The following is a 13,189-nucleotide window of genomic DNA, read 5'->3' on the forward strand; positions in this document are numbered from 1 at the left end:
TTTGAACATTACAACGAGCAGCATCCGCACAGCGCTTTGAACTATCGCTCACCGAGGGAGTTCAGGCGCTTGGCGGCAGCACCAATTTAACAGGGAGTTGGTGTCCGGTTTTGTAGGGGCAAATCCATGTTGCTTGTTGGCATACCGCGATTAGTGATCGAGGCTAAGCGTGAATCTCGGTAATTAGCGATGATTTCTGCAGAGAGTGCTGCCATCGAGTACTTGCCCAGATGGTTTATCAGTTGCTTAGACTTCGTTACCTCGGAGCGCTGCGTGCTAAGTTTTTTCGTAGGGCTGATCTCGGCCAGGTATCGCTTCAACGCCATAGCCAATGTCATGCGCTCTGAGCCACTTCGCTGAATGTACACACCCCTGACCATTTCATCTTCTGTACGACGAGCCCAGTCTTCGGCATCACGTTTGGTACGAAAGGTCTTCGCGTTTGCGGGCCAGCCTGTCTTGCGCACTAAAGCTTTCCAGGTGCCGGCATCTGTTTTGACGATGGTGGCCATCTTGTTGCTGCTCCAAAATCGCACCGTTGCATTGGCACTGTACTGATTTTGTACCTGCGGACCATAGGATTGGTCTAGCTGTTTTTTTCGCAGACAGCAAAAAGCCGCGCAGTGCGCGGCTTTGAGTATGGTGGGCCCAGTAGGACTCGAACCTACGACCAAGGGATTATGAGTCCCCTGCTCTAACCAACTGAGCTATAGGCCCTCAGTAGGTCGCGGATTATAGCGATGGTTTCTCTGCTGTGCTATCCGAAAAATCCGAAAGGTTCATGCGAAGGAAGGTGGCGGCGAATACGTCGGCGGGTAGGGGTAGGCTGACGATGTAGCCTTGCATCTGTTCGCAGCCTTCGGCGGCGAGGAAGGCTTGTTGGGCGGGGGTTTCTACGCCTTCGGCGATGATGGTGAATTGCATGCTGTGGCCCAGGGCGATGATGGCTCGGACTATGGCCACGTCGTGGGGGTCGTCGGGCAGGCCGCGGACGAAAGATTGATCGATCTTCAGGAAGTCCAGGGGTAGGCGTTTCAGGTAGCTGAGGGATGAATAGCCGGTGCCGAAGTCATCGATGGCCAGTTGCACGCCGAGGCGCTTGAGTTGATGTAATACCTCCAGGGCTTCTTCGGCCTGACTCATGATGAAGTTTTCGGTGATTTCCAGTTGCAGGCAGCCCGGTTCCAGGCGGTTGTCCCGCAGCAGTTGTTCGATGCGCGCCAGCAGGTTGGGGTGACGCAGTTGGGCGCCAGCGAGGTTGACAGAAAGGGGGCCGAAGTCCTCGTAGGCCTCTTTCCAGGCGTGCATTTGCTGGCAGGCCTGTTCCAGTACCCAGTCGCCAATTTGCAGAATCATGCCGTTCTCTTCGGCCAGGGCAATGAAGTGTTCGGGCGGCACGTCGCCGAAGGTGGGGTGACGCCAGCGAAGCAGCGCTTCGGCGCCGATCAGTTGTTGAGTCCTCAGGCTTAGCTTCGGCTGGTAGTAAAGGAACAATTCGTCCCGTTCGATTGCCCGACGCAGTTCGTGTTCCAGCGCCACTCGCTCGTTGGCCTGGGCGGTGAGGTCTTGGGTGTAGCTCTCGACCCGGTTGCGGCCCTTGGCCTTGGAGCGGTACATGGCGGCGTCGGCGTTTTTTACCAGGGTGGCGACGTCAACACCGTCTTGTGGATAGAGGCTGGTGCCGATACTGGCGCTGATAAAGAACTCGTGTTCGCCGGCCTGGAATGGCGGGGTGAAGCAGGCCAGCAGTTTATTGGCCAGGTGCTCGGCGTCGCTGGCTTGTTGCAGGCCTGGAAGCAGAATGATGAATTCGTCGCCGCCCAAGCGGGCGACGGTGTCGATGTCGCGCAACTGGTCCTTGAGGCGAATGGCGATGTCCTTGAGCAGCAGGTCGCCGATCGGATGGCCGAGGCTGTCGTTGATGTGCTTGAAGCGGTCAAGGTCGAGAAACAGTACGGCGCCCTGGCTGCCGGTTTCCTGTTGATTGTTGAGGGCGGCCAGCAGGCGACTTTCAAACAGCGTGCGGTTGGGCAGACCAGTCAGTGGGTCGTGATGGGCCTGGTAGTCGAGCCGCGCCTGGGCGTGTTTGAGGCTGGAGATGTCGGCGAACACCGCAACAAAGTGGGTGATCACCTGGTCGCGGTTGCGCACGGCACTGATGGTTAGCCAACTGGGATAAAGCTCGCCGTTCTTGCGCCGGTTGGAAATCTCGCCCTGCCAGTGGCCGTAGGCGGTTAACTGGTGCCACATGGCAGCGTAGAAAGCGCTGTCATGCAGGCCTGAGGCAAGTAGGCGCGGGGTATGGCCCAGCGCTTCGGTTTCGCTGTAGCCGGTGATTTCGCTGAACGCACGGTTGACGGCGCTGATGTTTTGCCGGATATCGGTGATCAGTACGCCTTCGGCAGTGCTCTCGAAAACTGTCGCGGCCTGTTGCAGTTTTTCCTGCATCAGCTGACGTTCGGTGATGTCTCGGGCGATGGTCAGCATGCAGTCTTCGTCGCCGATGGGCAGCGGGCGACTGGAGACTTCGCACAGGCGGATCTGGCCGTCATTGCGCCGGATGTGGCAAACGAAATCGAGGACCAGGCCGTCCCGTTGTAACAGCTCGAGCATGTGCTTGCGTTCGTTCAGGTCCACCCAGATGCCCAGGTCCAGCGTTGATTGATCCAGTGACATCGCGCGGTTGAAGCCAGTAATGCGGCTGAACCCTTCGTTGACTTCAAGCAGCAGGCCGTCCTGCTGGCGAGTCAGCAACAAACCGTCGGGTGACGCGTGGAAGGCCTTGGCGAATTTCTCCTCGGAAGTCTGCAGTCGCTGCTGAGTTTCCTTCAGTTGAGTGATGTCGCGAACCACCACCACAAGGGCTTCGGTGGTATCGAGTTGAAAGGGTTCTGCAGAGATCAGTCCGGTAAATGCTTGGCCGTTGCTGCGCAAAAAGGGCATTTCCAGGTTGCGAATGCTGGTGGACTGCACCCGTTTCAGCAGGTTGGGGCCGACGCCTTGAATGCCCCAGATATTCAGCTCGGTGGCGGTTTTGCCGACTACTTCTGCGGCGCTGAGACCGATTTGATCCTCAAAGGCTTTGTTGACCTCCAGCAAGCAGCCATCCGGCAGCCGGGCAATGACCAGGATGTCTGGGCACTGCTGGAACACCGAGGCAAATTTTTGCTCCGAAAGCCGCAAGGCTTCCTCGGTGTGCTTGGCCTCGCTGATGTCGATCATCAAACCGCGCATCACTGGTTCATGACCATGCTCGATCAGGCTGACAATGTTCCGCACCCACAGGCAACGACCATCGGCAGTGATGACCCGGTAGTCAAGGCTATGGTCGCGATTGGCACGGGTTTCGCGGTAGCAGAAGGTTTCTGCACGGGTCAGGTCGGCGGGATGAATGATGTTGCGCCAGAAGCCGGGGGTCAGCCAGTTCGCTTGGGGATAGCCCAGCAGCTCCTCGGCATGGGGCGACACATAGCTGTAGGTGAAATCGTTGATGTCGGCTTCCCAAGCGATGGCGGAGAGGCTTTCTACCAGGCCACGGTAATGGTATTCGCTGCTGCGCAGCTCTTGCTCCAGGGCCACCCTGCGCGAAATTTCCGAACTGAGCCGGCGGTTGATACGAATGACGATGGCCAGCACGGTGCTTAATAGTAGTACGGCGGGCAGTCCATACAGCAGCAGATCGGTCCAGAAGGCTCGATGATCGATAACGTTACCGACCCAGTGTTGCTGGATGGCGTCAATTTCGTTCGGGCGGAGGTCGGCCAGGACTTTGTCCAGAATGCTGATCAGCACCTTGTTATCCTGCGGTACGCCCATCGCCAGTTGATAGCGATAGGGCGTCTCACCGCTCACATACAGGCCATCGAGCTTGAGCTGACGCAGGCTCCAGACGCTGGAAGCCAGGTCGCCTACCACTGCGTCGACTTCATCGGTGGCCAGGGCCTGCAGCGTTGAGCTGACGTTGGGCATGGCTACCAGGTTGAGGTCGGGATGGTGGGTGCGCAGCAGTTCGTGGGGTGCGTAGTTTTCCACAACGGCGATCTTCAGACCGTACAGGTCTTTGAGGGAGCGAGGTTGGGCGCCGCCTTCATGGGCGAGGATCACAATGGGGAAGTCGAGGTAGGGCCGGGTAAATGACAAAAAGCTCTGGCGTTCCGGAGTTGACATGATGCCGGGTAGCAGATCGAGCTGATTGTTCTTGGCTTGTTCCAGTACCGCACTCCAGTTTGCTGGCTCGATCAGTTTGATCTTGATCGCCAGGCGATCCTGGATCAGCCGTACATAGTCGGCGGCTAGGCCCTGGTAGCGGCCTTCTTCATCACGGTATTCAAACGGTGGCCACGATGCATCAACGCCCAGGCGTAACTCAGGGTGGTCCGCCAACCAGCCACGCTCTTGATCTGTGAGAGTCAGCGCGCCAGCCGTTGCGGTCCAGGTCAGCAGCGACAGCAGTAGCACGGTCGGCAATCTGGGCATAACGGTCTCGTTATGGCATGGGGAATGTTTCGAGTGTAGACGGGCATTTCGGGGGAGGGAGGCGGGTAGATTTAATCTGTAGAAAGCAAAACCCCCGGCCAAGGCCGGGGGTTTTGTGATCACTCGTCGAGGAAGGAGCGCAAATGCTCGCTTCTCGTCGGGTGGCGCAGCTTGCGCAGCGCCTTGGCTTCGATCTGGCGAATCCGCTCACGGGTCACGTCGAACTGTTTACCGACTTCCTCAAGGGTGTGGTCGGTATTCATGTCGATGCCGAAACGCATGCGCAGTACCTTGGCTTCACGGGCAGTGAGGCCGGACAGTACGTCGCGAGTCGCTTCTTTAAGGCTCTCAACAGTGGCGACATCGATTGGCGACTGCATGGTCGAGTCTTCGATGAAGTCACCCAGGTGGGAGTCTTCGTCATCACCGATCGGGGTTTCCATGGAGATCGGTTCTTTAGCGATCTTCAATACCTTGCGGATTTTATCCTCAGGCATTTCCATGCGTTCGCCCAGCTCTTCCGGGGTCGGTTCACGACCCATTTCCTGCAACATCTGCCGGGAAATACGGTTGAGCTTGTTGATGGTCTCGATCATGTGCACCGGAATACGGATGGTGCGGGCCTGGTCGGCGATCGAGCGAGTGATCGCCTGACGGATCCACCAGGTGGCATAAGTCGAGAACTTGTAGCCGCGACGGTATTCGAACTTGTCCACCGCTTTCATCAAACCGATGTTGCCTTCCTGGATCAGATCGAGGAATTGCAGGCCACGGTTGGTGTACTTCTTGGCGATGGAGATCACCAGACGCAAGTTCGCTTCAACCATCTCTTTCTTCGCGCGGCGGGCCTTGGCCTCACCGATCGACATGCGACGGTTGATGTCCTTGATCTCGGCAATCGTCAGACCGGTCTCGGTCTGCAGTGCGATCAGCTTATGCTGGCAACGAAGGATGTCGGCCTGGAAGCGACCAATAGCTTCAGCGTATTTGCTTTTGCCCTTGGCCAGCGCATCGGTCCAGCTTTCGTCAACTTCGTTGCCCGGGAACTGGCGCAGGAAGTCGGTACGCGGCATGCGCGCATCACGGACACAGAGCTGCATGATGGCGCGCTCTTGTGCACGTAGACGCTCAAGGGCGCCACGAACCCGTGCAACCAGGCCTTCGAACTGCTTCGGCACCAGTTTGATCGGCATGAAGAGTTCAGCCAGGGCCAGCAATTCGGCGGTTGCCTGCTTGCTGCCACGGCCATGCTTCTTCAGGGCCTTGCGAGCCAGTTCCATCTGGTCGGAGACAGCGCCAAAACGCTGTGCCGCGACGACCGGATCCGGACCGCTTTCGACTTCTTCGTCGTCGTCGGTGCTGGCTTCAGCTTCTTCTTCGTCGGTATCGTCGTCCGCTTTCGCGGTTTTCGGATCGACAGGCGGCGGAACTTCAGCCGCAGGTGGCGCAGCAATGCCGTCGTCCGGGTCGATATAACCGCTCAGGACGTCGGACAGGCGGCCACCTTCGGTGGTGACGCGAGTGTACTCGGAGAGAATGTGGTCAACCGTGCCTGGGAAGTGCGCGATTGCGCCCATCACTTCACGAATGCCCTCTTCGATACGCTTGGCGATTTCAATTTCGCCTTCGCGTGTCAGTAGCTCTACCGTACCCATTTCGCGCATATACATGCGCACAGGGTCAGTCGTGCGACCGATGTCGGTCTCGACCGCTGCCAACGCGGCAGCTGCTTCTTCAGCGGCTGCTTCGTCGGTATCGGAGTCGGCCAACATAAGGGCGTCCGCATCCGGAGCACTCTCGTGTACGGGGATCCCCATGTCATTAATCATGCGGATGATGTCTTCCACCTGCTCTGGATCTGAAATATCCTCAGGCAGGTGGTCGTTGACCTCTGCGTAAGTCAGATACTTCTGCTCACGACCCAGGGTGATCAACTCTTTGATACGAGACTGCTGTTGCGATTTTCCGGACATAACACCCTATCCACTGAAGGTCTTGGCGGGCAAAAAACAAGCCGAGGATTATACCCGAGCTATGACCTCACGCGCCAGCTGAGGTCGGGTTTGATGCGCAAACATTGCGACTTAAAAGGTCGCGCAGTTGATTTTTCTCTTCGGCAGTCAATTCACTCTGACGTGCTTTGCGAAGAAGTTGTTCCAAATTTCGCTCGCGTTGACGAGCTGACAAGCTAGTAATGGTGTCGAAAAACTGTTGTTCAAGGTTGTCGCCATCAATCAGCCATTCCTTTTCCGCCAATGCCTTGAGCAAGCGGCCCTGTTCGGTGCCGTGCCAGCGTGCAATCAACTGGAATGAGTTTAGCTTAGGATTCTTTTGTACGGCTTCGAGCAGTGCCACCAACAATTGCGTATTGGTGTGGTCCTCGGCTGCGAAATGCCCAGCGTCTTCGACCTTTTGCGCCAGTTGCGGATAGTGCAAAAGGGTACGCAGGGCTGCCATCGTGGGCGGTTCTACAGCAGCTGGGACGCGTGGTGCGCGAGGTTCGTCACGACTACCGCCACGCTTGCCGTTTTTATCCCAGGGTTTCTTGTCCCATTTCTTGCCGCCTACCCCCGGTTTCTTTGGCGTCCACTCCTGCTGGGGCGCGTACGCCTCCTGAGGCTGGTGGTAGTCGGCGAAGTCCGGCATGGCGTCGTAATCGATGCCGGGATCGTAAGCGGGCGGTGCGTCTTGAGGTGCGCTATGCACCAGCTGGCTGACCGCTTCGCCGCTCAATCCAGTGATTTCCAGCAGTCGCTGACGCATCAGGGTTCGCAGGTTTGCACCTGGAACCTTGTCGATCAGCGGCGCCGCAAGGGTGACCATATGGGCCTTGCCTTCGAGGGAGCGCGGATCGGACTCTTCGGTCAGTTGCTGGAAAAAATAATCGGCCAGCGGTTGTGCGTGTTGATTGATGCGTGCACGGAAGGCGTCGGTGCCTTCGGAGCGGACCAGGGTGTCCGGGTCTTCGCCTTCGGGCAGAAACAGAAAGCGCGCACGACGGCCGTCCTGCAGGCTTGGCAACGTTGCTTCAAGCGCGCGCCAGGCGGCGTTTCTGCCAGCCTGGTCGCCGTCGAAGCAAAACAGCACGTTGGGCACTACGCGAAACAGTCGCTTCAAATGCTCTTCGCTGGTGGCGGTGCCAAGAGTGGCTACCGCATTGCGCAGACCTTGCTGGGCCAGGGCGATAACGTCCATATAGCCTTCAACCACGATAATTTCATCGAGGTTGCGGTTGTTCTTGCGTGCTTCGAATAGGCCGTAGAGCTCTTGGCCCTTGTGAAATACCGGGGTTTCCGGAGAGTTCAGGTATTTGGGTTTGTCGTCCCCCAGCACTCGGCCGCCGAAGGCGATGATCCGGCCGCGACTGTCGCGGATCGGGAACATCACCCGATCGCGGAAGCGGTCATAGCGCTTTCCAGTCTCGGCATTTTCCACCAGCAGGCCGGCGTCGATCATGGCTTTCTGCTGCAGGGTGTCGCTGCTCAGGTGTTTGTACAGGTTGTCCCAGCCTGGCGGTGCGAAGCCGAGGCCGAAGTCGCGGGCGATTTCCCCGGTCAGGCCGCGGCCCTTGAGGTAATCGACGGCCGCTTTGCGCTGCGGGTGGCTTTTCAGTGCCAGGCGGTAGAAATCGGCAGCGGCGGTGAGCAGCGGGTACAGCGGCGAATCGGTGGGTTGCCGTGGTTTGTGCGGTCGGCCACTTTCTTCGCGGGGGATTTCCATGCCGGCGGCTTTTGCCAGTTCCTCGATGGCCTGGGGGAAGTCCAGGTTGTCGTGGTCCATGATGAAGCCGAGGGCATTGCCGCCAGCGCCGCAGCCGAAGCAGTAGTAGAACTGCTTGTCGGGACTGACGCTGAACGATGGGGTCTTTTCTTTATGGAATGGGCAGCAGGCGGTGTAGTTCTTGCCGGCCTTTTTCATTTGCAGGCGCGAGCTGACAACATCGACGATGTCGGTGCGGTTCAGAAGGTCGTCAATAAAGCTCTGGGGAATGAGCCCGGCCATGGCGTTCTCGTCATCACTGCATGTCAATGAGGCCCCGAAGGGCGGTCGAAGTGCTCGAGGCGCGCGCATTGTGCGGCTCGATCATCAATCGTCTGCTTGGGCTGTCAGGAAGTGTATCTGCCGAACATTCACTGACGTTAGTTCCAATCAGTCTTCGACGTTATTGAAAGTATTGCCCTGGAGTCCGGTCTCGGCCAATGGCGGGCCTCGGAAGCTCATCGGTGGGCACAGTCGACCTGTTGATCGCCTGTTTATAGAATGAGTGTGCTCGTCAGTAGCCTTGTTAGGCTCGTCAGAAGAGACGCGCACCGCTGGCAAAAGAGCCAGTCCTGACGTGTGAAGCAGTGTCTCGGTCGCGTGTGCGGCGTCGACGGTGAAGCATCAAGCGATATCCGCAAATGCCAACAGCCCGGCTGAGGGCCGGGCTTGGCAGAAGCTTGCTACGAACGTCTGTGTATTAGTACAGACGAACGGCGCGGCGCTGCTCGCGCTGAACTTTCTTGGCGTGACGCTTAACAGCGGCTGCTGCTTTACGCTTACGCTCAGAAGTTGGCTTCTCATAAAATTCGCGGCTACGAACTTCAGCCAGAACACCGGCTTTTTCGCAGGAGCGCTTGAAACGACGCAGAGCTACGTCGAAGGGTTCGTTCTCTTTTACTTTGACGGCTGGCATCCAGAGCTACCTTCTTTCATTACCGGGAATCAACGTTCTCGTCGCAAAAAATTCGCGGCTGAGGTCGTCGGTTTTTAAGGGTTGCGGATGTTAACCCCACATTGACCGGAATGCAAAGCCTCTGATCGAAAACCGCTAGTCGGGAGGGGGAGTGGCGACTATTATGCGCGCCTTCGAATTCAGCCTCTACAAGGCGCAAACCCATGTTAGTACTGGGATTAGAAACCTCCTGCGACGAGACCGGTGTCGCACTTTACGACAGTGAACGCGGGCTCTTGGCCGATGCGCTGTTCAGTCAGATCGACCTGCACCGCGCCTATGGCGGCGTGGTGCCGGAGCTGGCCAGCCGTGACCACGTCAAGCGCATGCTACCGTTGATCCGCCAGGTGTTGGACGAGGCCGGCTGCGTGCCAGCCGAGATCGATGCCATTGCCTACACCGCTGGCCCTGGATTGGTCGGAGCCCTGCTGGTTGGGGCTTCTTGCGCCCAGGCGCTGGCTTTTGCCTGGGGCATTCCAGCCCTTGGTGTGCACCATATGGAGGGTCATTTACTGGCGCCCATGCTGGAAAAAACGCCGCCGCAGTTCCCGTTCGTCGCTTTGTTGGTTTCGGGCGGCCATACGCAGCTGGTTCAGGTCGACGGAATCGGCCAATACACGCTGTTGGGCGAGTCCCTGGACGACGCCGCCGGCGAAGCGTTCGACAAGACCGCGAAGATGATGGGCCTCAATTATCCGGGTGGCCCGGAAATCGCCCACCTCGCCGAGAAAGGCGTCGCCGGCCGCTACACCTTCCCGCGCCCGATGTGCGATCGCCCCGGTCTCATGTTCAGCTTCAGCGGCTTGAAAACCTCCGCGTTGAACACCTGGCAGCAGAGCGTCAGCGCCGGGGACGACAGTGAGCAAGCCCGTTGCGACATCTCGCTGGCGTTCCAGCAGGCGGTGGTGGAGACTTTGACCATCAAGTGCAAGCGCGCACTGAAACAAGCGGGCATGAAGCGCCTGGTGATCGCAGGGGGCGTCAGCGCCAACAAGGCGTTGCGCACTTCGCTGGAAAAAATGCTCGGCGACATGAAGGGCGATGTGTTCTACGCCCGCCCTGAGTTCTGCACCGACAACGGCGCGATGATCGCCTATGCCGGTTGTCAGCGCCTGCAAGCCGGACAGCATGAAAGCCTGGCGATCAGCGTGCAGGCGCGCTGGCCCATGGAGCAGTTGTCGCCGCTGTAGTGGGAGAGCGTGAGCGGGGTTCATCGGGCGTATTTAAAAATGCCGTTCGCGCCCGGCAAACAGGTCGCGTAAATTGCCCCGGTGGCGCCAGACGATCAACAGCGTCAGCACGCTCATTGGCATCAGCGCTGCCGGTTCCTGCCAGGCCAGCAGCGGTAAGGTCAGAGGTGTGGCGATCAATGCCGCCAGGGAGCTGGTACGGGTCAGGTAGAACGTCAGCAACCAGGTGCCGATAGCCAGCAACGCTGCTGGTGGGTAGATCCCCAGCAGCATACCAGCCGCCGTGGCGACACCCTTGCCACCGCGAAAGCGAAAGTACAGCGGGAGCAGGTGGCCAAGGACAGCGCAGACGCCTACCCAGGCTTGTTGTTGCAGGGAAAGCCCGGCGAGATCGGCGATCAGCACTGGCAGGAGGCCTTTGCAGACATCGCCGAGCAGCGTCAGGACGGCGAGTTTCTTGCCGGCCAGGCGTAACATGTTGGTGGCACCGGCATTGCCCGAGCCACTCATTCGCGGATCGGGATTTCCCGTCAGGCGGCTGAGCAAAATGGCAAAGGACAGAGAGCCAAGTAGGTAGGCGAGAGTCGCCAGTAACCAAAACATGCTAACTATTCCGGGCGAGGACGCCCTGATTCTAACGGGGCATTGCGCCCTTGTCGTGCTGTGGAGAAGAGTGCTTGGACAGAGTGTTTATCGAAGGCCTGGAAGTTGACACCGTGATCGGGGCCTACGACTGGGAGCGAGGTATCAGGCAGTGCCTGCGCCTGGACCTCAGCTTCGCGTGGGATAACCGCCCGGCGGCAGCCGGCGATGACCTGACCCTGGCGCTCGACTATGCCAGTGTGTCCGCGCGCATCCAGGCCTTTGCCGAGCAGGCACAGTTCCAATTGGTGGAAACCTTTGCCGAGCGTCTGGCCGAAGTATTGATGAGTGAATTCCAGATTCCCTGGCTGTACCTGAAACTGACCAAGCCCGGTGCCGTTCCGGCAGCCAAGGGCGTGGGCGTGGAGATCGAGCGCGGATGCCGCTAACTCAGATTTACCTTGGTCTTGGCAGCAATATCGAGCGCGAGTCCCATCTGTGCGCAGGCCTTGATACGCTGGCGGGTTTTCTGACCGACGTGCGCTGTTCTGCGGTGTTCGAGAGTCAGCCGGTGGGCATCAAGAGCGGTCCGTTTTTCAATCTGGTGGTGTCGGCGTATACCGATTTGCCGTTGATGGAATTGGATCGCCGGCTGAAATTCATCGAGGCTGACAATGGCCGCTACGCCCCGGATCGAAAGGGCTTGCCCCTTGATATCGACGTGCTGCTGTATGGTGACCTGACGGGTAACTTCGATGGTTTGATTTTGCCTAGGGCAGAAATCCTGAAAAATGCCTTTGTGCTCTGGCCGCTGTCGTTGATGGCGCCGGATCGGGTGCATCCTGAAGCAGGCAAGACGTTTGCCTCGTTGTGGCGCGATGCACAAATCGACCAGGTATTGGTGCCAGTCGCGTTTGAGTGGCGCGCGCAGCAACTGACGCCGGACGCACTCTTGTAGGTAGGCGCTCGCTACAGGAGATGTTGTTCTTTGTAGGTCTTCAATGCCTTGAGTCGTTCACGCTTGAGCGCCTCACCCAACTCCGGCCCTTTGAAGCCTTGCTCCAGCAATGGCGCAACGGCAACGCCGCGTGCCACCAACGCAGCCCCGCGCAAATAATCAGCCTGTGGATAACTTCTTTCCTCCAGTCCCTTGCGGCCTCGGGCATCCATTTCGCACGCCACGACAAACTCTTCAAAGCGTTGCGGGCGGCGATAAACGTCAAAGCTTTGCAGCAACTCCAGCAATGTCGAGGCCCGCAACTCCAGTGCTCGGTGACCATGGGTATGGTATTCGCCCACCAGCAGCGCCAGTTCCTGGCAATCTCTGGGCACCTTGAAGCGCTCATTGGCCGCCTTGATAAGCCGCAAGCCCCTTTGCTCGTGAGCAATATGCTGCGGTAACTTATCCACAGGCGTCAGGCCCTTGCCCAGATCATGCAGCAGGCAGGCCCAGCGAACGGTCAAGGGTTGTCCATGGCGCGCGGCCTGTTCCAGCACGCTCAAGGTGTGCACGCCGGTATCAATCTCGGGATGGTGAGCTTCGGGTTGCGGCACGCCGAACAAGGCGTCGACTTCCGGCATCAGGGTTTTCAGCGCGCCGCAGTCTCGCAATACCTGGATAAATACCTGTGGCTGATCTTCCATCAGCGCCCTGGAAATTTCCTTCCAACTACGTTCCGGCGTCAATGCTTCCAATTCGCCGCAATCACTGAGTTGGCGCATCAGGTCCAGGGTTTCCGGGGCGACGGTAAAACCCAGGTTGGCATAGCGCGCGGCGAAACGGGCGACACGCAGAACCCTGAGGGGATCTTCGGCGAACGCGGGGGAAACGTGGCGTAGAACGCGGGCTTTCAAATCGCGCTGGCCATGATAGGGGTCGGTTAGGTTTCCATCGTCATCTTCGGCCATGGCATTGATCGTCAGGTCGCGACGGATCAGGTCTTCTTCCAGGGTGACGTCGGGGCTGGCATGAAAGACAAATCCGCCATAGCCGCGACCGCTTTTACGCTCGGTGCGGGCGAGGGCGTATTCCTCGCCTGTCCTGGGATGCAGGAATACCGGGAAGTCTGCACCTACCGGACGAAAGCCCTGAGCGAGCATTTCTTCGGTGGTCGCACCAACCACGACGCGGTCGATATCGGTAACGGGAATGCCCAGCAAACGATCACGGACCGCACCGCCGACTTTGTAGATTTGCATGAAAAAGCCTCCATTAGCGGCACAGGAT

The 13,189-nt window shown here is 58.5% G+C and carries 10 protein-coding genes and 1 tRNA gene; 3 read left to right on the top strand and 8 right to left on the bottom strand.

What is annotated here, in order from left to right; genetic code table 11:
• Positions 1-86: 86 nt before the first annotated feature.
• From FQ182_RS26430 to rpsU, 6 genes are all read right to left on the bottom strand, one after another.
• The gene (locus tag FQ182_RS26430; protein ID WP_256666339.1) at positions 87-512 is read right to left on the bottom strand and encodes a site-specific recombinase; all 426 of its coding nucleotides are present in this window, start codon (positions 510-512) and stop codon (positions 87-89) included.
• Between the two features lie 128 nt (positions 513-640).
• A tRNA-Ile gene (locus FQ182_RS26435) sits at positions 641-717 on the bottom strand.
• 15 nt (positions 718-732) lie between these two features.
• Complete coding sequence (locus tag FQ182_RS26440) at positions 733-4,476, bottom strand: EAL domain-containing protein (RefSeq protein ID WP_149414375.1); 3,744 nt, start codon at positions 4,474-4,476, stop codon at positions 733-735.
• Between the two features lie 119 nt (positions 4,477-4,595).
• Positions 4,596-6,449, bottom strand: coding sequence for an RNA polymerase sigma factor RpoD (gene rpoD, locus FQ182_RS26445; RefSeq protein ID WP_149414376.1), 1,854 nt, complete (start codon positions 6,447-6,449; stop codon positions 4,596-4,598).
• Between the two features lie 67 nt (positions 6,450-6,516).
• Entirely contained in the window at positions 6,517-8,478 is a 1,962-nt protein-coding gene (gene dnaG / locus FQ182_RS26450) for a DNA primase (RefSeq protein ID WP_149414377.1), read from the bottom strand.
• A 457-nt stretch (positions 8,479-8,935) separates the two neighbouring features.
• Complete coding sequence (rpsU, locus tag FQ182_RS26455) at positions 8,936-9,151, bottom strand: 30S ribosomal protein S21 (protein ID WP_002551877.1); 216 nt, start codon at positions 9,149-9,151, stop codon at positions 8,936-8,938.
• Positions 9,152-9,354: 203 nt separating this feature from the next.
• On the opposite strand from rpsU, the gene tsaD reads away from it, so the two are divergent.
• Entirely contained in the window at positions 9,355-10,380 is a 1,026-nt protein-coding gene (gene tsaD / locus FQ182_RS26460) for a tRNA (adenosine(37)-N6)-threonylcarbamoyltransferase complex transferase subunit TsaD (protein ID WP_149414378.1), read from the top strand.
• A 33-nt stretch (positions 10,381-10,413) separates the two neighbouring features.
• Here tsaD and plsY read toward each other — a convergent pair whose 3' ends face one another.
• Positions 10,414-10,983 carry a glycerol-3-phosphate 1-O-acyltransferase PlsY gene (gene plsY / locus FQ182_RS26465; RefSeq protein ID WP_149414379.1) on the bottom strand — a complete coding sequence of 190 codons (570 nt, stop codon included), beginning with the start codon at positions 10,981-10,983 and terminating at the stop codon, positions 10,414-10,416.
• A gap of 74 nt (positions 10,984-11,057) precedes the next feature.
• Between plsY and folB the strand changes: the two genes are divergently transcribed.
• Positions 11,058-11,411: a dihydroneopterin aldolase gene (folB, locus tag FQ182_RS26470; protein WP_149414380.1), complete on the top strand. Its 354-nt coding sequence runs from the start codon at positions 11,058-11,060 to the stop codon at positions 11,409-11,411.
• The gene (gene folK, locus FQ182_RS26475) at positions 11,402-11,920 is read left to right on the top strand and encodes a 2-amino-4-hydroxy-6-hydroxymethyldihydropteridine diphosphokinase (protein ID WP_149414381.1); all 519 of its coding nucleotides are present in this window, start codon (positions 11,402-11,404) and stop codon (positions 11,918-11,920) included. Before folB ends, folK begins: the two co-directional genes overlap by 10 nt.
• 11 nt (positions 11,921-11,931) lie before the next feature.
• Here the strand turns inward: folK and FQ182_RS26480 are convergent, their stop codons facing one another.
• Positions 11,932-13,161: a multifunctional CCA addition/repair protein gene (locus FQ182_RS26480; protein ID WP_149414382.1), complete on the bottom strand. Its 1,230-nt coding sequence runs from the start codon at positions 13,159-13,161 to the stop codon at positions 11,932-11,934.
• Between the last annotated feature and the right edge of the window lie 28 nt (positions 13,162-13,189).

This window comes from Pseudomonas sp. ANT_H4, from assembly GCF_008369295.1.
Classification (GTDB): Bacteria; Pseudomonadota; Gammaproteobacteria; order Pseudomonadales; family Pseudomonadaceae; genus Aquipseudomonas.